This window comes from Collimonas sp. OK412, from assembly GCF_900112135.1.
GTDB classification, from domain to species: Bacteria; Pseudomonadota; Gammaproteobacteria; order Burkholderiales; family Burkholderiaceae_D; genus Collimonas; species Collimonas rhizosphaerae.
In genome coordinates, this window is record NZ_FOLC01000014.1 from 118,006 (window position 1) to 138,474 (window position 20,469).

Consider the following 20,469-nt stretch of genomic DNA (forward strand, 5'->3'; position numbering starts at 1 on the left):
TTTTCATTGGGCCAGCAGGATTGAATAGGAATCGCCCTACGCTCGTCCGCCCTCGCGCAGGGTCCGGATCAGCAGGTCCGCCATGATGTTGCCGTCGAACTCGCGGAAACCGCGCTGGTAAACCAGCGCGCCTATCGCGATCAGCCGGAACAACTCTTCCTCTGTCAGCTTGTAAGACAATTTTGCGATTTCGTTGGCAAACATCTGTACGATGTCGTCGTCGCTGGTGAGCGGTACCTGGCGACTTGCCCTACCCCACATCTCGATGATTTTCGCAGCCTTCATAGAAACCTCCGGAAGACTTTTTATTATAGATGCCGCGCCGCAAATATCCAGTACCGTGCGCCGGTTGCGGCAACTGTCAGAGCAGGCACAATGTGGCGATATTGCCGGGGAAATAACTATAGCGGATGCTGTACAGGCTGCCTTTGACGCATGAGGGCGACAAACTCGTCGCCAGTCTCAGCGTGAGACGGGATTGCTGTTGTTGCAACTCGCACACTTCCGCATCCAGGAAATCGAAATAACGGCCGACAAATGGATAGAGCGCCTTGAACAGGCTTTCCTTGGCCGAAAAAACCAGGCTCAGCCAATCTCCGAGAGCCAGGCCGGCGGCCTCGCCCATGGCCAGCTCCGGCGCTTTCATCAGGTGCTCATGCAACGGCTGCGCCGCCTCGTCGGTAAGGATCCGTTCAATATCGATTCCCAGTCCGCGCCAGTCCCGGGTACTGGCCGCCACCGCAATCGCCAGCCCGTCGCCATGGCTGATCGAACCCAGGTAGCCGGTTGGCCACAGCGGCGCCCGATGCTGGCCGACAGCGAGCGTCGCCTGGCTGTCGTGGCCGAGCTTTTGCAACGCTTCGCGAGCGCAAAACCTGCCGGCGGCGAACTCCACCTGGCGTTTCAGCACCGCGCGAGCCATGGTGTCGGGCAGGACTATGCCGCTGGCCTGCAGCCGCTCCAGCTGTCCGGCATCGACCGTATAGCGCAAGCCGGCCCGGCAAATGGAGTCCGGCATTTCCGGCAAAACAATCTCGGTCATTTCATCTGCTGGAATTTGCATGGGCTGGAGGGATTAAACGATTCTGGGCAGGCGGCAAAACATTATAGCGGCCGGAAAACGAAAAACCCGCGCACCTTGCGGCAGCGGGTTAATCCGGAGACAACAAAACTGGTGCCGGTGATCGAGGCTACCGGCCAACCTGCTGATGGCAAAACACTCTTCGAAAAACCCTGGCCGGGCTTTATAAGTGAGCACTAAATCAACACCTCGTATGCTACCCGCCTAAGATGACGGCGGTATGACTGCCCTATGACAATTGCCGGTTTTACCCATGCCAAGCAGCTGAAAAAAAAGCCCGTGAACCTTGCGGTCACGGGCTGAATCCAAACTCGGGGAGAGTTGTAGAAGACGTAGCCATTGTAGCGATTCCGGCAGGCCGGCACAGCTGTCATTGTTGACAGGTAGCAACTTTTCATTTCCAGCGTCCCTATCCCGTAAGTTTGTCGTAAGTTTCAAGCAAGTCCCGCGTAAGGTTTCGCCTGCACACTCCAAGACAGCTGTACCAAATATAAATAATCAAGGAGACCGGCATGGCCACAATACAACCTACCGCAGGCGGGCTGAAACCTGCTGCACGGGGCATCACACCGGAGGAGCGCAAAGTCATCTTTGCCTCGTCGCTGGGCACCGTATTCGAATGGTATGACTTTTACCTGTACGGCTCGCTGGCGGCCATCATCGCCAAGCAGTTCTTCTCCGGCACCGATCCAAACACCGGTTTCATCTTCGCCTTGCTGGCGTTTGCCGCGGGCTTTATCGTGCGTCCCTTCGGCGCGCTGGTGTTCGGCCGCCTGGGCGACATGATCGGCCGCAAATTCACCTTCCTGGTGACGATCCTGATCATGGGCGCCTCGACCTTCATTGTCGGCATCCTGCCAAACTACGCCACCATCGGCATTGCCGCCCCTATCATCCTGATCACCTTGCGCATCCTGCAAGGTCTGGCGCTGGGCGGCGAGTACGGTGGTGCGGCTACCTATGTCGCTGAACACGCGCCAGACGATAAGCGCGGCGCATTCACCTCCTGGATCCAGACTACCGCAACGCTGGGACTGTTCCTGTCGCTGCTGGTGATCCTGGGTGTCCGCAGCGCCGTCGGCGAAGAAGCATTTTCTTCATGGGGCTGGCGCATTCCTTTCCTGGTCTCGGTCATCTTGCTGGCGGTCTCGGTCTGGATCCGCCTGTCGATGAACGAATCGCCGGCTTTCGCCAAGATGAAGGCTGAAGGCAAGACTTCCAAGGCGCCGCTGACGGAAGCTTTCGGCCAATGGAAAAACCTGAAGCTGGTGATCCTGGCCCTGATCGGCCTGACTGCCGGCCAGGCCGTGGTCTGGTACACCGGCCAGTTCTATGCCCTGTTCTTCCTGACGCAGTCGCTGAAGGTCGACATGTCGACTGCCAACATCCTGATCGCGCTGGCCCTGCTGCTGGGCACACCGTTCTTCGTAATCTTCGGCACGCTGTCCGACAAGATCGGCCGCAAGCCGATCATCATGGCCGGCTGCCTGATTGCAGCGCTGACCTACTTCCCGATCTTTTCCGGCCTGACCCACTACGCCAACCCGGCGCTGGAAGCAGCGCTCAAGAGCGCACCGGTGATCGTCACTGCCGACCCTGCCACTTGCCAATTCCAGTTCAACCCTACCGGCACCAAGAAATTCACATCGTCTTGCGATATCGCCAAGGCCAAGCTGTCGGCGGCTTCGGTGAACTATGAAAACGTCGTCGGCGCTCCTGGTTCGGTTGCCACCATCAAGATCGGCGAAAAGATCCTGACTTCGTATGACGCCAAAGGCTTGTCGAAAGAAGATGCCGCGGCCAAGGACAAGGCATTCTCGGCGGAACTGGCCGGCGACATCAAAGGCGCAGGTTATCCAAGCAAAGCCGATCCGGATCAGATGAACAAGCCGATGGTGCTGTTGCTGCTGTTCATCCTGGTGCTCTACGTGACCATGGTGTACGGCCCGATTGCGGCGATGCTGGTGGAAATGTTCCCTACCCGCATCCGCTATACCTCGATGTCCATGCCTTACCACATCGGCAACGGCTGGTTCGGCGGTTTGCTGCCAACCACTGCCTTTGCGCTAGTGGCGTTCAAGGGCGACATCTACTACGGCCTGTGGTATCCGATCATCATCGCGGCAGCCACTTTCGTCATCGGCATGCTGTTTATCAAGGAAACCAAGGACTACGATATTTACCAAGCCGAGCGCTAATGAACGATATGGCATATGCTTACGGCTATGCCTGAGCAGCGCCGGAAGAGCCGCCAGATGATTCTGGCGGCTTTTTTCATTTTGCCAACTGTCCTTGCGTCCTGATATTTGCTATTGTCAGGCGCTGGCCAACGATAAAATATCCTCTTTGCGAATTTTTCACCGTCATCACCCACCTCACCCATCAACGACTAACAGCAAATTCGCGGCGCAGGGCAACCAGGCGCCGCAGCTCCTTTCCAATATGAAGACACCCACCAGAATCGGCACCCCGCTTTCCCCTTCCGCCACCAAGGTCATGCTGCTAGGCTCCGGCGAACTCGGCAAGGAAGTCATCATCTCGCTGCAGCGGCTCGGCGTCGAAGTGATTGCCGTTGACCGTTACCCGAACGCTCCCGGCCACCAGGTCGCGCACCGTTCACACGTGATCAACATGGCCGACGGCGCGGCGCTGGAAGCGTTGATTGCGCAAGAACAGCCTGACCTGGTCGTGCCGGAAATTGAAGCAATTGCCACCGAAACCCTGGTCGCGCTGGAAGCCGCCGGCAAGGTCACCGTGATACCCACCGCGCGCGCCGCCTGGCTGACCATGAACCGCGAAGGCATACGCCGCCTGGCTGGCGAGACGCTGGCGCTGGCGACTTCGCCCTACCGTTTCGCCAACAACCTGGACGAACTGAAAACCGCTTGCGCGGCGATCGGCTTTCCGTGCGTGATCAAGCCGGTCATGTCGTCCTCCGGCAAAGGCCAGTCGAAGCTCGACAGCGCCGATGAAATCGAAGCCGCCTGGGCTTATGCCGCCGCCGGCGGCCGGGTCGATTCGGGACGTGTCATCGTCGAGGGTTTCATCGATTTCGATTATGAGATCACGCTGCTGACGGTGCGCGCGCTGCAGCAGGACGGCAGCATCGCCACCCATTTCTGCGAACCGATCGGCCACATCCAGGTGCAAGGCGATTACGTCGAATCCTGGCAGCCGCATCCGATGCATCCGGAAGCGCTGCTCAAGGCGCGCGATATCGCCAAGAAAGTCACCGACAACCTGGGCGGCCTCGGCCTGTTCGGCGTCGAACTGTTCGTCAAGAACGAGATGGTCTGGTTCTCCGAAGTCAGCCCGCGTCCGCACGACACCGGCATGGTGACCATGGCCAGCCAGCAGCAAAGCGAATTCGAACTGCACGCCAAGGCGATCCTGGGCCTGCCGGTGAATGTCGCTTTGCGCAGCCCGGCGGCATCGGCGGTCATCTATGGCCAGCACGACGCCAAGGGCATCGCCTTTGAAGGCGTGGCCGATGCGCTGCGCGTGCCGGGCGTGGATATCCGCCTGTTCGGCAAGCCGGAATCTTTCGCCCGCCGGCGCATGGGCGTGGCGCTGGCCACCGCCGACGACGTCGAGACCGCGCGCATCAGGGCCAAACAGGCTGCCGCCAAAGTCAAACCGGTAATCGTGGAATAATTAACGGCACGGCAGCACGGTAGCAGAGGGTAGTAGAGACATCGCCCCAGATCCTGGGGCGATCCGGATTAAAACAATAAGGTCCCGTCAGGGCATAACCAAGCATCCACCATGAAATTCGATGTCGCCATCATCGGCAGCGGCCTGGCCGGCCTGTCGGTCGCGCTGCACCTTGCCGAGAACAACAAGGTTGCAGTCATCTCCAAACGCGCGCTGCTCGACGGCGCCAGCAACTGGGCCCAGGGCGGCATCGCCGCCGTGCTCGATTCCGGCGACAGCCACGAACAGCATATCAACGACACCCTGGTCGCCGGCGCCGGCCTGTGCGACGAAAGCGCCACCCGCTTCATCGTCGAAAACGGCCGCGCCGCCATCGAATGGCTGATAGAACAGGGCGTGCCCTTCACCCCCGATTCCAGCGCCGAGCTGGGCTTCCACCTGACGCGCGAAGGCGGCCACAGCCAGCGCCGCATCATCCATGCCGCCGATGCTACCGGCCATGCGGTGCAAGTGACGCTGGAACAAAAGGTGCGCGCCCATCCCAACATCACGCTGCTGGAAGATCACTACGCAATCGACCTGATCACCTCCAAGAAGGTAGCGACAGGCGATACGGCGCCGCGCTGCCTTGGCCTGTACGCCAAGAACGTCAAGACCGGCAAGGTGCTGACCCTGGCCGCCAACCACACGGTGCTGGCCACCGGCGGCGCCGGCAAGGTCTACCTGTACACCACCAATCCCGACAGCGCCACCGGCGACGGCATCGCCATGGCCTGGCGCGCCGGCTGCCGGGTCGCCAACATGGAATTCATCCAGTTCCATCCGACCTGCCTGTACCACCCGTACGCCAAATCGTTCCTGATCACCGAAGCGATACGCGGCGAAGGCGGCGTGCTCAAGCTGCCGGATACCGAAGGCGCCGACGCCGGCATGCGCTTCATGCCGGCCCACGACGAGCGTGCCGAACTGGCGCCGCGCGACGTGGTGGCGCGGGCGATCGACTTCGAGATGAAGAAGCGCGGCCTGGACCATGTCGACCTCGACATCACCCACAAGTCGCCGGAATTTCTGAAAGAACATTTCCCGACCATCTATGCGCGTTGCCTGGAACTCGGCATCGACATCACCAGGCAGGCGATCCCGGTGGTGCCGGCGGTCCACTTCACTTGCGGCGGCATCGTTACCGACCTGAACGGCCGCACCGACCTGCCCGGCTTGTATGCCGTTGGCGAAACCGCCTACACCGGCCTGCACGGCGCCAACCGCCTGGCCAGCAATTCACTGCTGGAATGCGTGGTGATCGGCCGCGCCACCGCCAAGTTCATCGCCCAGCAAGAAAAGCCGAAAGCTATCCCGCTGCCGGCCTGGGACGAAAGCCGCGTGACGGATGCCGACGAGGAAGTCGTGATCTCCCACAACTGGGACGAACTGCGCCGCTTCATGTGGAATTACGTCGGCATCGTGCGCACCAACAAACGCCTGGAGCGCGCCCAGCACCGGATCCGTTTGCTCAAGGAAGAAATCGATGAATACTATGCGCACTTCCGCATCAGCCGCGATTTGCTGGAGCTGCGCAACCTGGTGCAGGTGGCGTCGCTGATCGTCGAAAGCGCTTTGTCGCGCCATGAAAGCCGCGGCCTGCACTACAGCCAGGACTATCCGGAAACGCTGGCCAAGGCATTGCCTAGCGTGCTCACGCCGCAGCGCCGCTAGTCCATCCGCGCGCAGGCGAATTGCGCGCCAAGAAACGGGGTGTCCGCTGCCGGAAACGGCGCGACACTACCGTTCCCCAAGAAAACCACAAGAATCATGACGTCACCACTTCCGCACGCCCTTCCCCGTTCTTTGGTCGCCCTCACCTGGTCCAATCTTGCCGCGCAATCGGCCGAACAACTCAGCCTGGCGGCGACGCCCATCATGGCGGTGCTGATACTCGGCGCCGGACCGGGCGAAATCGGCACGCTGGCCGCGGTGCAATCGCTGCCGTTCCTGCTGCTGTCGATCCCGTTCGGCCTGCTGGCCGACCGCACCTCGCGCAAACGCCTGATGGTGACCGCCGAGGTGCTGCGCATGCTGGCCTTGCTGGGCGTGCTGGCGGCGCTCCTGTCGCATCACCTGTCGATCGGATTGCTGGCGGTGCTCGGCTTCATCGGCGCCGTCGGCACTGTCGGTTTCAGCGTCGCCGCCCCGGCCATCGTGCCGGCGCTGGTAGGACGCGAGCTGCTGGCGAAAGCCAACGGCCGGCTGGAACTGGCCCGCAGCGCTGCCTTTGCCGCCGGCCCCGCTCTCGGCGGCGCGCTGACTTCATGGGCCGGCGCCTCGACCGCGTTCGTGCTGGCGGCCATCCTGTCCGGCTCGGCCGTGGCGCTGCTGTTGCAGCTGCGCGAGCCGCAACGCGCACCGGCGGCGCCGCGCCATCCCCTGCTGGAGCTGCGCGACGGCGCCCACATGGTCTGGCGCGACAAGCTGCTGCGGCCGATCCTGCTGACCGCCGTGGCCTGGAACATCTCCTGGTTCGTGCTGCAGGCTGCCTATGTGCCCTATGCGGTACGCAAGCTCGGACTGAGCGCCAGCGCGGTCGGCATTACGCTTGGCGCGTATGGCGTCGGCATGATGGTGGGCGCCCTGCTGACGCCACGGATAGTGGCCAGGCTGCCGTTCGGCCGCGCAATCCAGATCGGCCCGGCGATCTCGGTGCTGGCCGCATCGACAATGGTGGCGACGCTTGCGGTTCCGAGCGGCATCCTGGCGGCCCTGTCGTTTTTCCTGTTCGGCGTTGGTCCGATCATCTGGGTCATCACCTCCACCACGCTGCGCCAGACAGTCACGCCGGGCGCCATGCTGGGACGGGTATCGGCGATTTTCCTGACGGTCAACACCGGCGCGCGGCCGATCGGCGCCGCTCTCGGCGGCCTGGTCGGCGCGCGCTGGGGCGAACCGGCCTGCCTGGTGCTGGCGCTGGCCGGCTTTGTGGTGCAGGCCTGGATCATTTTCGATTCCGAGGTGCGCGTGCTGGAGCGCCTGCCGGCGCCGCTGGCCTAGCTGGCCGAATCTGCAACAGTGTCGCTTCCGCCTCATCTCGGCTATGCTTGGATCTCAAACTAAAAAAATGAGGAGAAACGATGAGCGCAGCATCGCAGCAAATCACATCTGCCCCAGCACCGGCGCAGAACAGCGCCAGGCGCGTGATCTTCGCCAGTTTCATCGGCACCGCCATAGAATTCTACGATTTCTACGTCTACGCAACCGCGGCGGCGCTGGTCATCGGCCCGGTATTTTTCCCGCATGACTCGCCGACGGCGCAAGCGCTGTCAGCTTTCGTCACCTTCGGCATCGCGTTTATCGCACGGCCTGTCGGCGCTTTCCTGTTCGGCCATTTCGGCGACCGCATCGGACGCAAATCCACGCTGGTGCTTTCGCTGCTGGTGATGGGCGTCGCCACCACGCTGATCGGCTTCCTGCCGGGTTACGACTCTATCGGTGCGGCGGCGCCTGCCCTCCTGTGCGTGCTGCGTTTTGCCCAAGGCATAGGCTTGGGCGGCGAATGGGGCGGCGCGGCGCTGCTGGCGACCGAATATGCACCGCCGGGGAAACGCGGCAGGTACGGCATGTTCCCGCAGCTTGGCCCTTCCGTCGGTTTCCTGATGGCGAATGGCCTGTTCCTTGCCCTGGCCTTGAGCCTGTCGGATGAACAGTTCAAGAGCTGGGGCTGGCGCATCCCGTTCATTTTCAGCGCGGTGCTGGTGGTGCTGGGCTTGTATGTGCGGCTGAAGATCGCTGAAACGCCGGTATTTGCCGCGGCGCTGGAGAAGCGCGAACGCGTGAAGGTGCCGGCAGTCACCCTGTTCCGGCACCACTGGCGTCCGGTGATGCTGGGTTCGGTGGCAATGATTGTCTGCTACACCTTGTTCTATATTGCGACTGTGTTTTCGCTGTCTTACGGTGTCGGCACCCTGCATATCCCGCGCCAGGAATTCCTCGCGCTGCTGTGCCTGGCGGTAGTGTTCATGGCGCTGGCGACGCCATTCTCAGCCATCGCCAGCGACCGCTTCGGCCGGCGCCCAGTGCTGATCGCCGGCACGCTGGCAGCGATCGCCGCGGGCTTCACCATGCAGCCGCTGTTCGGCAGCGGCAACATGGTGGCGATCGCCTTGTTCCTGATCATCTTCCTGTTCCTGATGGGAGTGACCTTCGCGCCCATGGGAGCCTTGTTGCCGGAGCTGTTTCCCACCAGCGTACGGTATACCGGCGCCGGCGTGTCGTACAACATCGGCGGCATCCTGGGCGCATCGGTTGCACCTTATATCGCGCAACTGCTGGCGCAGCGCGGCGGCCTGGGGTATGTCGGCGCATACGTATCGGTGGCCGCGGCGCTCAGCCTGGGCGCGGTGCTGTGCATGCGCGAGACGCGCCACGACAGCCTGCAGCAGCCATAAAAAAACAAGCACGGATTTTCATTAAAACCAACGGAGACAGAAGTTGAAACAGCCATCCTTTTCCCTGAAAAAAAACTTGCTCGCCGCCGTGCTGTTCCCGGCGCTGGCCTTGAGCGCCGGCATGGCGCCGGCGGCCCCCGTGGCGCCGGTGTACGACCTGGCGCAAAAAGAAAAACCGGTAATGATGGACACCATGCGCGACCTGGTGAATATCGAATCGGGCAGCGGGGATCTTGAAGGTCTGGCCAAGATCGCCGCCCTGATCCGTGATCGCCTGACGAAACTGGGCGGCAAGGCTGAATTGCTGGACGCGCCGGAAATCTACCGGATGGGCGACACCCCGGAAAAGATCGGGCAGATCGTGCACGCGGTTTTCAAGGGCAACGGCAAGCGCAAGATCATGCTGATCGCGCACATGGACACGGTGTACCTGCGCGGCATGCTGAAAGACCAGCAATACCGGGTTGACGGCGATAAGGCTTACGGCCTCGGCATCGCCGACGACAAGCAAGGCGTCGCCACCATCCTGCATACCATCGCCATCCTGCAAAAAATCGGCTTCAAGGATTACGACACGCTGACGGTGCTGATTAACGGCGACGAGGAAATCAGTTCGCCCGGAGGCCGCAGCCTGCATACCAAGCTGGGCGCCGAACAGGACGCCGTGTTTTCCTACGAAGGCGGCGGCGCCCAAGGCCAGCTGCGGCTGGCGACCAGCGGCATCGCCGCGGCGTACCTGACGGTCGAGGGCAAGTCTTCACATGCCGGAGCGGCGCCGGAAAGAGGCGTCAACGCCTTGTATGAACTGTCTCACCAGGTGTTGCAGATGGATTCCTTGTCGCAACCGTGGCGCGGCTTGAAACTGAACTGGACCGTGGCGCAGGCCGGCACCAACCGCAACGTGATCCCGGCCAGCGCCAGCGCACAAGCCGATGCCCGCGCCTTGAAGATGAGCGACTTCGAGCAGTTGCAGGAACAGATGCAAGAACGCGTCAAGAAGCAGCTGATCCCGGACGCCAAGGTCCACCTGAAATTTGAAATGCGGCGGCCGCCGCTGGAAACCAATGCCGCTTCGCGCGCCGTTTCGGCTTACGGCCAAAAGATCTACCAGGAACTGGACTTGCCGATGACGATAGTAGATACGGCCAGCGGCGGCGGCACCGATGCCGCATTCGCCGCACTGAAATCGAAGGGAGCCGTAATTGAGGGAATGGGATTGACCGGCTATGGCGCGCATTCGAATGACGCCGAATACGTCTTGCTGAACAGCATCGTTCCGCGCCTGTACCTGTCGACGCGGCTGATCATGGATTTTGCCCAGGGTAAAGTCCAGTAGGACTGGCATACACGGCTGGGCAGGTTGTCCTGTCCAGCCATACGGCAATCACCTAAACGATACAAACCATGGATTGGAAGACTTGATCCTTGCACAAACTGGGATTACCATCTCGACATGGAAACAAGAGTCATCAAACTTGAAGAATTTGCCGGCGAAGCGCGTGATCGCCTGACGCGCATCGAAACACGCCTGGACCATATGGCCACCAAAGAAGATATGTCCAAGCTTGAGGCCACTCTTCTACGATGGTTTATCGGAACAGCCGTCTCTCTGACGGCCCTGGTGTTCGCTGCGGCAAAACTGATTCACTGAACGCAACGCTGCCGTTGCACGGCCAGTTCAATGCGTTTTATCCAATCTGGACGCTCTACCCAATAATCCGCAGCGAATAATCTGTCGCCCGGATATCCTTGGTCAGGCTGCCGATCGAAATCCGGTCGACGCCGGTTTCCGCGATAGCCCGCACCGTTTCCATATTGATGCCGCCGGAAGCTTCCAGCAGCGCCCTGCCGTCAGTCAGCTTGACGGCGTCGCGCATGGCGTCGAGGCTGAAGTTGTCGAGCAGGACCGAGTTGGCGCCCGCGCTCAATGCCTCGTCCAGCTGCACCAGGTTTTCCACCTCGATCTGGACCGTGACATCCGCATCCAGCTTGTGCGCCGCCTGCATCGCGGCGGAGATGCCGCCGGCTGCAGCGATATGGTTTTCCTTGATCAGGATGCCGTCGTACAGGGCCAGCCGCTGGTTATGGCCGCCGCCGACGCGCACCGCGTATTTCTGCGCCAGGCGCAGGCCGGGCAAGGTTTTACGGGTATCGAGGATATGCGCCTTGGTGTCGGCGATGGCATTGACGTAGATGCGCGTTGCGCTGGCTACGCCGGACAGCAGCTGCAGGAAATTCAAGGCGCCGCGCTCTGCGGTCAGCAAGGCCCGGGCCGGTGCATCGATCAGGCAGACCTGGCTGTCGGCGCTCATCAGGTCGCCTTCGGCATACGACCAGTCGATACGGATGCGTTCATCCAGCTGCCGCATTACTGCTTCGAACCATGGCGCGCCGCACAGCACAGCTTGCTCGCGCACGATCACGCGCGCCTTGACCATCTGTTGCTCCGGGACCAGCTTGCCGGTCAAGTCACCGCTGCCGACATCTTCGGCGATTGCAGTGCGGATGTTGTTATCGAACGCCGTTTGCAGCGCCGCATCAAACGGTGCGAAACGATTCTCTAAGTTGCTGACTGATTTGCTGTTGGAAGTACTCATGCGGGACCGATTCCTGAAAACAGTTTTTGTTCTTGCGCCAGATCGCCGGATGGGCGCACGTTGGCTTTGCGCTGGGCGGCGAAATCCAGCATGCGGTCGATGCAGACCACCGCCTTGCGGCCGGTTTCAGCGTCGACCTGGATTTCATTGCCGCCGAACTCCAGCACGTCGGCCAGGTTCTGCAAGCCGTTCATCGCCATCCATGGGCAATGCGCGCAGCTCTTGCAGGTCGCGCTGTTACCGGCGGTTGGCGCATCGATAAAGCGTTTGCCGGGCGCAGCCATGCGCATCTTGTGCAGGATGCCGTTGTCGGTGGCGACGATGAATTCGTCGGCGTCCAGGCTCTGGGCGGCGGCGATCAGCTGGGTGGTGGAGCCGACCACATCGGCCTGCGCCACCACGGCTTCCGGCGATTCGGGATGCACCAGTATCTTGGCGTTCGGATGCTGCTGGCGCAGCAGCGCCAGTTCGACGCCCTTGAACTCGTCGTGCACCAGGCACGAACCCTGCCACAGCAGCATGTCGGCGCCGGTCTGTTTCTGTATATAGCCGCCCAGATGCTTGTCCGGCGCCCACAGGATTTTTTTACCTTGCGCGTGCAGGTGGGCGACGATGTCGAGGCCGATGGACGAAGTCACCATCCAGTCGGCGCGCGCCTTGACCGCGGCACTCGTGTTGGCGTACACCACCACGGTACGGTCGGGATGCGCATCGCAAAAAGCGGAAAATTCGTCCGCCGGGCAGCCGAGGTCAAGCGAACAGGTGGCGTCCAGGTCAGGCATCAGCACGCGCTTGTGCGGGCTCAGGATTTTCGAGGTCTCGCCCATGAATTTGACGCCGGCCACTACCAGCGTCTTGGCTGGATGATCGCGGCCGAAGCGCGCCATTTCCAGCGAATCGGAAACGCAGCCACCTGTCTCTTCTGCCAGGTCCTGTAAATCGCCGTCGACGTAATAATGTGCGACCAGCACGGCTTGCCGTTCTTTCAGCAAGCGCTTGATGCGCTCCTTGAGCGCGATTTTCTGGTCAGGGGTGGGAGTTTCAGGGACGCGAGCCCAGGCATGAGCGGTACAACTGGTACCTGCGCTGCTGCCTAGGTCCATTTGCGGCCGCTCGAATTCAACGGTTTTGATGGCGTGGGTTTGCATGGCTACGATGGGTGTGAGAGGGTCATGAGCTGCGGTAATACGCAATGATACGACAGAAGGCGCAACAAGGCATTTTGCAGCAACGCGCTGTGGGATTATCAAGAGGGAATTTCTACCGTCAACCTTGACATTGCGTGTGAGCATTAGCTTATTGCAAGCAGGAATGAACTCCCGTACTATGATTTAACAATTGTCATAAAAAAAATCTGCCGGGCTCAATGTCCGAGCATTTTGTTGCATGCAATATAAGAACACAGGGACAACATGATAATTTTCGACAAGACAGAACGTGGCCGTACCGAAATAGCCACACGCGGCCAGAGCGTGGCGCCACGGCTGCGGACACTGTTATTGCTGGTAGACGGCAAGACCAGCAGCGACGAGTTGCTGCGGAAGGTGGCCGGACTGGGGCTGGGCCAGGAACACCTGGACGAGTTGCTGCAGGCCGGCCTGATCCAGGCCAGCGCCGATAGCGGCAATACTGGCAATCCCGGCAACAGCGCCGCCGCTGTCGAGGCGCCGCCAGTGAAAAACGTGCCGCCGCCCGCCGCCCCCCTATCAGCCGAGCAGGTGCTGCCGCCGGGACAAACCCAGTTCGAGGCGATTTATCATTTCTACAACGATACGATCAAGAGCATGATCGGCTTGCGCGGTTACGGCCTGCAGCTGAAAGTCGAACGCGCCAGCAGCATCCAGGATTTCCGCGACCTGCGCCAGCAATACCTGGAGGCGGTGCTCAAGGCCAAGGGCGAAGAAATCGCCCGCAGCCTGCGCGGCCGGCTGGACCAGCTGCTGTATCTGGGCGAACGGCCGCAGCAGTAAACGGCGCAGCGAAAAAAAAAGCGTGGCAGGTTGACTCTGCCACGCTTTTTCACATCTGCCATGGCGCAGAAATTCCCGCGCCATGGTTGATTGATTTACTCGATGCCCTGGCTGGTCAGGTAATCCTCGTACGAACCCTGGAAATCGACCACTTCGTTTTCCTTGACTTCCAATACGCGGGTGGCCAGCGACGACACGAACTCGCGGTCATGCGAGACGAAGATCAAAGTGCCGGCATATTTTTCCAGCGCGATGTTGAGCGACTCGATCGATTCCATGTCCATATGGTTGGTCGGTTCGTCCAGCAGCAGCACGTTGTGGCGGCCCAGCATCAGCTTGCCGTACATCATGCGGCCCTTCTCGCCGCCGGACAGCACCTTGACCGACTTCTTGACGTCGTCGCCGCTGAACAGCAGGCGGCCCAGGCTGGAACGCACGGCCTGGTCGTCGTCGCCTTCCTGGGTCCATTGGCCCATCCAGTCGGTGAGCGTCTTGTCGGTCGCGAAATCTTCCGTCGGATCCTGCGGCATGTAGCCGACATTGGCGTTTTCCGCCCACTTCACCAGGCCGCTGTCGGCCGCCAGGCCGGCGATGTCGCTGCCGCCGATGCTGCGCAACAACGTGGTTTTACCGGCGCCGTTGGCGCCGATGATGGCGATTTTTTCACCGGCTTCAACCATGATGTTGAAGCTCTTGAAAATCGGCCGGTCATAAGTCTTGCTGATGCTTTGCACTTCGACCGCCAGCCGATGCAGTTTCTTCTCGCCGTCGAAACGCACGAAAGGATTGGCGCGGCTCGATGGCTTGACGTCCTCGACCTTGATCTTTTCAATCTGCTTGGCGCGCGATGTCGCCTGGCGCGCCTTCGATTTGTTGGCCGAGAAACGACGGACGAAATCCTGCAGTTCGGCGACCTTGTCCTTGGCCTTGGCATTCGCCGACAGCTGCTGCGCACGCGCTTGCGAGGAAGCCAGCATGTATTCGTCGTAGTTGCCGGGATAGACCTTCAAGGTGCCGTAGTCCATGTCGGCCATGTGGGTGCACACCTGGTTCAGGAAGTGGCGATCATGGGAAATGATGATCATGGTCGAATTGCGCTGGTTCAGCACATCTTCCAGCCAGCGGATGGTATTGATGTCGAGGTTGTTGGTCGGTTCATCGAGCAGCAGGATATCCGGATTCGAAAACAGCGCCTGCGCCAGCAGCACGCGCAGTTTCCAGCCCGGCGCGACATTGCTCATCGGGCCCTGGTGCTGCTCGATCGCCACGCCTACGCCCAGCAGCAGTTCGCCGGCGCGCGCTTCAGCGGTATAGCCGTCGTACTCGGCAAACTTGGCTTCCAGGTCGGCCGCTTTCATGTAATCGTCGTCGGTAGCTTCCGGATTGGCGTAGATCGCGTCGCGCTCAGCCATGGCCGCCCACATTTCGGTATGCCCCATCATCACGACATCGAGCACGCGCATTTCCTCGAATGCGAACTGGTCCTGGCGCAATTTGCCCAGGCGCTCGTTCGGATCGAGCATCACGTTGCCGCCCGACGGCTCCAGGTCGCCGCCCAGGATCTTCATGAAAGTCGACTTGCCGCAGCCGTTGGCGCCGATCAGGCCATAGCGGTTGCCATCGCCGAATTTGACGGAAATGTTTTCAAACAGCGGCTTGGGGCCGAACTGCATCGTGATATTTGCTGTGGACAACATCTTAGATTTGGTCTTTTCTTAATTGAATCATGGGGTTAGATAGTGGCGGCATTATACAGTATCCACATTTGTGCACTGCATGAACCGGCATAAAACCAACGCCTGCCACCACTATTTCCATGAATCCGGGCAGATTTCCAATCCGTCGCCTTATTTCGCCGCCACGGATGCCGCCAGGCGCCCGACTTCCGCCAAGGCCGCATTACGCGTGGCTTCCGAGGCCTTGGTCGCGGTCAGGTAGCTGGCTACCAGCAGCGGTGCGCGATCGGGTGGAAACAGTATGCCGATATCGTTAGTGCTGCCATAGGCGCCTGAGCCAGTCTTGTCGCCTACCCGCCAGCCGGCCGGCAGCAATGCGCGCAGGCGCTTGTCGCCAGTCTTGTTGGCAAGCAGCCAGGTTGTCAATTGTTTGCGCGAATCGGCAGACAATGCATTTCCTATCAGCAACTGGTGCATGGTGGACAGCATCGCGCCCGGCGAAGTGGTGTCGCGCGGATCGCCGGGAGTGGCCTGGTTGAGGTCTGGCTCGATACGGTCGAGCCGAGTCGCCTTGTCGCCCAGGGAGCGTACGTAGGCCGTCAGTCGAGCGGGGCCGCCAAAGCTGTGCAGCAGCAGGTTGGCGGCGGTATTGTCGCTCAAGGTGAGGGTTGCTTCGCACAGCTCCGCTATCGACATGCCGCCGCCGACATGTTTCTCGGTGACAGGGGAATACGGAACCAGCTCGGCGGCTTCGTAACGGATGCGCCGCGCTAGCTGTTCCTGTCCCTGGTCCACGCGTTTCAGCGTCAGTCCCGCCGCCAGCAGCTTGAAGGTGCTGCACATCGGAAACCGTTCGTCGCCGCGATAGGCATGGCTTTGTCCGGTAAGGGTATCGAGGATGGCGACACCCAGGCGTCCCCCGCTTCTGATTTCTATCTGGCGCAGTTGGCGGGCGATCGGATCGGCAACCGGCTTCGCCGTGCTGGCAGTCGAGGCCCAGGATTTCTGTGTGTAGCCGCTTAAGACCAGCGCTCCGAAAGCTGCCCCCAGGTTGCCGGCAAACTGGCGTCGTTTCATACTTCCCCTCAGAATTTGATGAACAAGGCATCAACGATAACGTTGGCCAGGCTATCACTCAAGCTACAATATCGAAGGCAAGACATAAGAAAAACTAGCTCAAACGGAGAAATGACATGCACCTCCCCTTGAATTCCTTGCGCGCTTTCGAAGTCTCGGCACGCCTGCTCAGCTTTACCCGTGCGGCCTCCGAGCTCAACGTTACGCAAGCCGCGATCAGCCAGCAGGTAAAAAATCTCGAAGAAAGAATGGGAGTACAGCTGTTCCGCCGCCTGCCGCGCGGGCTGGCATTGACCGACGAGGGCATCGCCCTGCTGCCGGTGCTGGCGGAATCGTTCGGGCGCATCGGCGCCGTGCTGCAGCAGTTCGGCGATGGCCGCCGGCTGCGCGAGGTGCTGACCGTGGGCGCTGTGGGCACATTCGCCGTCGGCTGGCTGATCCCGCGCCTGCGCGATTTCCAGCAAGCCCACCCGTTCGTCGATTTCCGCCTGTTCACCAACAACAACCGGGTCGACATCGCCGGCGAAGGCCTGGACTACGCCATCCGTTTCGGCGACGGCGCCTGGCACTCGACAGAAGCCGAAGAGCTGCTGGCCGCGCCGCTGGCGCCGATGTGCTCGCCAGCGGTCGCATCTTTCCTGCGCGATCCGGCCGACCTCGCCGGACAGGTATTGCTGCGCTCCTACCGCACCGACGAATGGGCCGCCTGGTTCGCCGCAGCCGACCTGCCCTGCCCGCTGCTCAGAGGCACCGTGTTCGACTCCTCGCTCACCATGGCCGAAGCCGCAGCCCAAGGCGCCGGCGTAGCGCTGCTGCCGACCCGCATGTTCGCCCGCGAACTGCAGCACGGCCGCCTGACCCGCCCGTTCGACATCGAGATCGCCACTGGCAGCTACTGGCTGACCCGCCTCAAGTCAAAACAAACCACCCCCGCGATGCAAGCCTTCCGAGAATGGCTGCTCGCCGCCACCAGCTAAATTAGGGTCAGAGTCAAATTAATTTCAAAGCAAGTGCCAGCTGCCCGCGGTAACGCCAGAGCTAATTAGAGCTAATTAGGGTCAGAGTCAAATTAATTTGGAAGCAGGTGCTTGCGGCGACACCAACGGTCTTCGGGCCAGGCACGCTGATTGGGGGAGATCAGGACGCGAGCGTGAGCGGATTCTGGATAGTCAGCTGGAAGCCGCTTGCATCCGCCAGCAATTGCGCCTGCGCGCCGACCGGCAAAGACACCTTGTCACGGATGTGGCCAAACGGCAAACCGGTCAGTATCGGCGCCGATACGTGGGTGCGCAGGTAAGCCAGCATGGCGTCGAAATCATAGCCGTTGTCATGCTCGGCCAGCCGGTAGTTGGAAAAATCGCCCAGCACGATCGCCCGCTGCCGTTCCAGGATGCCCGCGTACTGCAACTGCAGCATCATGCGTTCGATGCGATACGGATGCTCGCCGATATCTTCCAGGAACAGGATGCCACCGTCGACCTGCGGCAAATAGGAGGTGCCGACCAGATGGTTCAGCATCGCCAGGTTGCCGCCCCACAGGGTGCCGCTGGCGTTGACGGCCGGATTGCCAGCGGCGCTGACTTGCAATACCTGTTCCGGCTGCCGCAGGCATTGCCAGAAATGCGACATCGTAAATTCGCTCAGCTCAGCCTCGCCGAAATCGCTGCACAGCATCGGCCCGGCAAGGCTTGGCGCGCCGGTCTGCGCCAGCAGGGCCAGGTGCAGCGCGGTGACATCGCTATGGCCGACAAATATCTTCTTGCTGGCGGCCAGGCGCGGCAGGTCCAGCAGCGGCAGCAAGCGCGACATGCCATAGCTGCCGCGTATCGCCAGCACGATCTGCACCTGCGGATTATCGATCGCTTCGTAGATCTGCCCTACCCGCGCAGCGTCAGAGCCGCCGAAACGCAGGTACTTGGCGGCCGGATCGTAATAGTCATAGACCACGCAACCCTGGCTTTGCAAGGCAAGGATGCCGCGCGCCAGCGCTGCTTCGTCGGAGGCATAGCCGCCAGGTGCGATCAGCGCGACGCCGATGGATTGTTTTGAAGGTGCTTGGACAGGTTCGGTCACGATTGTTTTTGTTGGGCTTGCCGGCGTTCGGCGAAAAATTCTTTGAGTAGTGTGCCACATTCCTCAGCCATCACGCCAGCCGTCAGCTCGGTGTGATGGTTCAGTCTCTCCTGTTCGAACAGGTTGAGCACCGAACCGCAGGCGCCGGTCTTCGGGTCGCTGGCGCCAAACACCACCCGCGCCAGCCGGGCATGCAGCATGGCGCCGGCGCACATCGCGCATGGCTCCAGGGTGACGTACATTTCGCAACCGGGCAGGCGGTAATTGCCGAGGATGGTGGCCGCCGCGCGCAGCGCCATGATTTCCGCATGCGCTGTGGGATCGTGGTTGCCGATCGGCTGGTTGAAACCGGTAGCGATGACCTGCCCTTCTTTCACGATCAGCGCGCCTACCGGCACTTCGCCCAAAGCCCAGGCATTGCGCGCCTGGGAAATCGCTTGCTGCATATAGATGGCGTCACGCATAGGCACTCAGGGAAGCAATATCTATCAACGGTCTTCTGAAATCTCGGCCCAGCAATTGGGCGTTTCGTGCAGCACCAGTTTCTGCAGGTGCAAGCCGGTGCCGTAGTGGTCCTTGTAGGCGGCCTTGAGGATATCGTAGGCGGTGCGCGCGAGGTTTTCCACCGTCGGAATACGGTCGATGATGACGGTCTTGTGATCCGGCAGCGTCGCCAGGAACTCGCGCACCGCCGTGTCTTTTTCGTAGACCAGGAAAGCATGGTCCCAGACATCCACCAGATGCTGTTTTGCCAGCGTCTTGATATCGGAGAAATCCATGATCATGCCATTGTCGGAACTGCCTTCGACTTCAATCACCGCGCCCACCAAAGTGATTTCGAGCGTATAGCGATGGCCGTGCAGGTTGCGGCACTGGCTCTTGTGGTCGGGGATCCGGTGGCCGGCGTCGAATTCCAGTTTGCGGGTGATGGTAAGCATAGGTAAAAAGGTTCTTTATAAAATCTGTTCAGGGAATCTGCAGCAGCTTGTGGGTTTGCAGGCTCAGCTTCCATTTCGGGTTGCGCTTGCAAGTCTCAATTGCCAGTTCCAGATTGTGCGCCAGTTGCGGGCCATCCATGGCCTGCACATAGAAATGTTCGAAATCAAGCGATTCGTATGCGGCCAGCGATTGGCCGGCTTGCGGGATCACCACTTTCAGCTCATTGCCCTTGCGCAGCTTCAGCACCGAACCCATCTTTGGGCTGACGCAGATCCAGTCTATGCCTGGCGGCGGCTGCAGCGTGCCATTGGTTTCGATGGCGATTTCAAAACCGGCCGCGTGCATGCTGTCGACCAATGCCGTATCCAGTTGCAGCAAGGGCTCGCCGCCGGTAAACACCACGAACTTGCTGGCGGCGTATGTATCCGGCCAGAGCGCATTGATGGTGCTGGCCAGCGCCTCGCTATCCTTGAACTTGCCGCCGCCGACACCGTCGGTGCCGACAAAATCGGTATCGCAGAACTGGCAGACCGCGGTGCTGCGATCTTCTTCGCGGCCAGTCCACAGGTTGCAGCCGCTGAAGCGGCAAAACACCGCAGGACGGCCGGCATGGGTGCCTTCGCCTTGCAATGTGTAGAAAATTTCCTTGATGCTGTAGGTCACGGTGCTTCTCGCATATGTTTGTCAGCCTCTGATTCGCCAGCCGCAGCGAAGCCGCATGAATATCGGGCCAGACACTGTCAATACTCGCAGTTTTCCGTCGTTTTCACTATCAAAAACGACGATTTTTTGCTGGTGTGGGAGATAGGTCGATGTGCGGGGACGCCGCACTCCTGCCGCAGATCCATGCGCAGATGCCGACCCAGCCCGCTATTTTAGCGTAGAACGGCCATTCCCGCGACGCGTCGGCAGTATCGGGACGGTGAAACGTTGCATTTTTGGCAGCCACGATCCCTGCCGGACAGA

At 60.8% G+C, this 20,469-nt stretch carries 19 protein-coding genes; 9 read left to right on the forward strand and 10 right to left on the reverse strand.

Annotated elements, in window-relative coordinates:
• Window positions 1–36: 36 nt before the first annotated feature.
• Both BM062_RS15765 and BM062_RS15770 read right to left on the reverse strand, forming a co-directional pair.
• Window positions 37–285 (reverse strand): hypothetical protein, encoded by a 249-nt coding sequence (locus tag BM062_RS15765; protein WP_092398503.1) that lies wholly within the window; start codon window positions 283–285, stop codon window positions 37–39.
• Window positions 286–361: 76 nt separating this feature from the next.
• Window positions 362–1,042 carry a 4'-phosphopantetheinyl transferase family protein gene (locus BM062_RS15770; protein WP_175501028.1) on the reverse strand — a complete coding sequence of 227 codons (681 nt, stop codon included), beginning with the start codon at window positions 1,040–1,042 and terminating at the stop codon, window positions 362–364.
• A 551-nt stretch (window positions 1,043–1,593) separates the two neighbouring features.
• Here BM062_RS15770 and BM062_RS15775 point away from each other — a divergent pair.
• The 7 genes from BM062_RS15775 (at window position 1,594) to BM062_RS15805 (ending at window position 10,822) form a co-directional block, all read left to right on the forward strand.
• Entirely contained in the window at window positions 1,594–3,279 is a 1,686-nt protein-coding gene (locus BM062_RS15775; protein WP_092398507.1) for an MFS transporter, read from the forward strand.
• Window positions 3,280–3,523: 244 nt separating this feature from the next.
• Window positions 3,524–4,735, forward strand: a complete 1,212-nt coding sequence (gene purT, locus BM062_RS15780) for a formate-dependent phosphoribosylglycinamide formyltransferase (RefSeq protein WP_092398509.1) — start codon at window positions 3,524–3,526, stop codon at window positions 4,733–4,735.
• A 111-nt stretch (window positions 4,736–4,846) separates the two neighbouring features.
• On the forward strand, window positions 4,847–6,448 hold the full coding sequence (gene nadB, locus BM062_RS15785) for an L-aspartate oxidase (protein WP_092398511.1): 1,602 nt from the start codon (window positions 4,847–4,849) through the stop codon (window positions 6,446–6,448).
• A gap of 96 nt (window positions 6,449–6,544) precedes the next feature.
• Window positions 6,545–7,777 (forward strand): MFS transporter, encoded by a 1,233-nt coding sequence (locus tag BM062_RS15790; protein WP_092398513.1) that lies wholly within the window; start codon window positions 6,545–6,547, stop codon window positions 7,775–7,777.
• Window positions 7,778–7,857: 80 nt separating this feature from the next.
• Window positions 7,858–9,171: an MFS transporter gene (locus tag BM062_RS15795; RefSeq protein ID WP_092398515.1), complete on the forward strand. Its 1,314-nt coding sequence runs from the start codon at window positions 7,858–7,860 to the stop codon at window positions 9,169–9,171.
• 43 nt (window positions 9,172–9,214) lie between these two features.
• Window positions 9,215–10,507, forward strand: coding sequence for a M20/M25/M40 family metallo-hydrolase (locus tag BM062_RS15800; RefSeq protein ID WP_371326594.1), 1,293 nt, complete (start codon window positions 9,215–9,217; stop codon window positions 10,505–10,507).
• 117 nt (window positions 10,508–10,624) lie between these two features.
• Window positions 10,625–10,822, forward strand: a complete 198-nt coding sequence (locus BM062_RS15805; RefSeq protein ID WP_092398517.1) for a hypothetical protein — start codon at window positions 10,625–10,627, stop codon at window positions 10,820–10,822.
• A 55-nt stretch (window positions 10,823–10,877) separates the two neighbouring features.
• Here BM062_RS15805 and nadC read toward each other — a convergent pair whose 3' ends face one another.
• Together nadC and nadA are read right to left on the reverse strand one after the other, a co-directional pair.
• The gene (nadC, locus tag BM062_RS15810) at window positions 10,878–11,768 is read right to left on the reverse strand and encodes a carboxylating nicotinate-nucleotide diphosphorylase (RefSeq protein ID WP_092398519.1); all 891 of its coding nucleotides are present in this window, start codon (window positions 11,766–11,768) and stop codon (window positions 10,878–10,880) included.
• On the reverse strand, window positions 11,765–12,916 hold the full coding sequence (nadA, locus tag BM062_RS15815) for a quinolinate synthase NadA (RefSeq protein WP_092398521.1): 1,152 nt from the start codon (window positions 12,914–12,916) through the stop codon (window positions 11,765–11,767). The genes nadC and nadA overlap by 4 nt, the downstream gene beginning before the upstream one ends.
• Window positions 12,917–13,180: 264 nt before the next feature.
• Between nadA and BM062_RS15820 the strand changes: the two genes are divergently transcribed.
• Complete coding sequence (locus tag BM062_RS15820; protein WP_092398523.1) at window positions 13,181–13,738, forward strand: hypothetical protein; 558 nt, start codon at window positions 13,181–13,183, stop codon at window positions 13,736–13,738.
• A gap of 95 nt (window positions 13,739–13,833) precedes the next feature.
• On the opposite strand, the gene BM062_RS15825 is transcribed toward BM062_RS15820, so the two are convergent.
• A complete protein-coding gene (locus BM062_RS15825; protein ID WP_092398525.1) occupies window positions 13,834–15,435 on the reverse strand; it encodes an ABC-F family ATPase in 1,602 nt (533 codons plus the stop codon).
• Between the two features lie 150 nt (window positions 15,436–15,585).
• Entirely contained in the window at window positions 15,586–16,491 is a 906-nt protein-coding gene (gene bla, locus BM062_RS15830; protein ID WP_092398527.1) for a class A beta-lactamase, read from the reverse strand.
• A gap of 116 nt (window positions 16,492–16,607) precedes the next feature.
• Here bla and BM062_RS15835 point away from each other — a divergent pair, with 116 nt between their 5' ends.
• Window positions 16,608–17,468 carry a LysR family transcriptional regulator gene (locus BM062_RS15835; RefSeq protein WP_092398529.1) on the forward strand — a complete coding sequence of 287 codons (861 nt, stop codon included), beginning with the start codon at window positions 16,608–16,610 and terminating at the stop codon, window positions 17,466–17,468.
• A gap of 160 nt (window positions 17,469–17,628) precedes the next feature.
• On the opposite strand, the gene ldcA is transcribed toward BM062_RS15835, so the two are convergent.
• Genes ldcA through queE form a run of 4 tightly spaced genes read right to left on the reverse strand, consistent with a single transcriptional unit; the run spans window position 17,629 to window position 20,166 of the window.
• On the reverse strand, window positions 17,629–18,564 hold the full coding sequence (gene ldcA / locus BM062_RS15840; protein WP_092398531.1) for a muramoyltetrapeptide carboxypeptidase: 936 nt from the start codon (window positions 18,562–18,564) through the stop codon (window positions 17,629–17,631).
• Complete coding sequence (tadA, locus tag BM062_RS15845; protein ID WP_092398533.1) at window positions 18,561–19,028, reverse strand: tRNA adenosine(34) deaminase TadA; 468 nt, start codon at window positions 19,026–19,028, stop codon at window positions 18,561–18,563. The genes ldcA and tadA overlap by 4 nt, the downstream gene beginning before the upstream one ends.
• A 24-nt stretch (window positions 19,029–19,052) precedes the next feature.
• A complete protein-coding gene (gene queD / locus BM062_RS15850; protein WP_092398535.1) occupies window positions 19,053–19,502 on the reverse strand; it encodes a 6-carboxytetrahydropterin synthase QueD in 450 nt (149 codons plus the stop codon).
• Window positions 19,503–19,530: 28 nt separating this feature from the next.
• On the reverse strand, window positions 19,531–20,166 hold the full coding sequence (gene queE, locus BM062_RS15855; RefSeq protein WP_092398537.1) for a 7-carboxy-7-deazaguanine synthase: 636 nt from the start codon (window positions 20,164–20,166) through the stop codon (window positions 19,531–19,533).
• Window positions 20,167–20,469 lie beyond the last annotated feature (303 nt).

Excerpts from the sequence above, each read along its gene's own strand:
- nadA (WP_092398521.1), bottom strand. The coding sequence starts at position 12,916 with ATGCAAACCCACGCCATCAAAACCGTTGAATTCGAGCGGCCGCAAATG.
- BM062_RS15770 (WP_175501028.1), bottom strand. The coding sequence starts at position 1,042 with ATGACCGAGATTGTTTTGCCGGAAATGCCGGACTCCATTTGCCGGGCC.
- nadB (WP_092398511.1), top strand. The coding sequence starts at position 4,847 with ATGAAATTCGATGTCGCCATCATCGGCAGCGGCCTGGCCGGCCTGTCG.
- BM062_RS15775 (WP_092398507.1), top strand. The coding sequence starts at position 1,594 with ATGGCCACAATACAACCTACCGCAGGCGGGCTGAAACCTGCTGCACGG.
- BM062_RS15765 (WP_092398503.1), bottom strand. The coding sequence starts at position 285 with ATGAAGGCTGCGAAAATCATCGAGATGTGGGGTAGGGCAAGTCGCCAG.
- purT (WP_092398509.1), top strand. The coding sequence starts at position 3,524 with ATGAAGACACCCACCAGAATCGGCACCCCGCTTTCCCCTTCCGCCACC.
- BM062_RS15790 (WP_092398513.1), top strand. The coding sequence starts at position 6,545 with ATGACGTCACCACTTCCGCACGCCCTTCCCCGTTCTTTGGTCGCCCTC.
- nadC (WP_092398519.1), bottom strand. The coding sequence starts at position 11,768 with ATGAGTACTTCCAACAGCAAATCAGTCAGCAACTTAGAGAATCGTTTC.
- bla (WP_092398527.1), bottom strand. The coding sequence starts at position 16,491 with ATGAAACGACGCCAGTTTGCCGGCAACCTGGGGGCAGCTTTCGGAGCG.
- BM062_RS15820 (WP_092398523.1), top strand. The coding sequence starts at position 13,181 with ATGATAATTTTCGACAAGACAGAACGTGGCCGTACCGAAATAGCCACA.
- BM062_RS15805 (WP_092398517.1), top strand. The coding sequence starts at position 10,625 with ATGGAAACAAGAGTCATCAAACTTGAAGAATTTGCCGGCGAAGCGCGT.
- queD (WP_092398535.1), bottom strand. The coding sequence starts at position 19,502 with ATGCTTACCATCACCCGCAAACTGGAATTCGACGCCGGCCACCGGATC.
- BM062_RS15795 (WP_092398515.1), top strand. The coding sequence starts at position 7,858 with ATGAGCGCAGCATCGCAGCAAATCACATCTGCCCCAGCACCGGCGCAG.
- BM062_RS15835 (WP_092398529.1), top strand. The coding sequence starts at position 16,608 with ATGCACCTCCCCTTGAATTCCTTGCGCGCTTTCGAAGTCTCGGCACGC.
- BM062_RS15825 (WP_092398525.1), bottom strand. The coding sequence starts at position 15,435 with ATGTTGTCCACAGCAAATATCACGATGCAGTTCGGCCCCAAGCCGCTG.
- tadA (WP_092398533.1), bottom strand. The coding sequence starts at position 19,028 with ATGCGTGACGCCATCTATATGCAGCAAGCGATTTCCCAGGCGCGCAAT.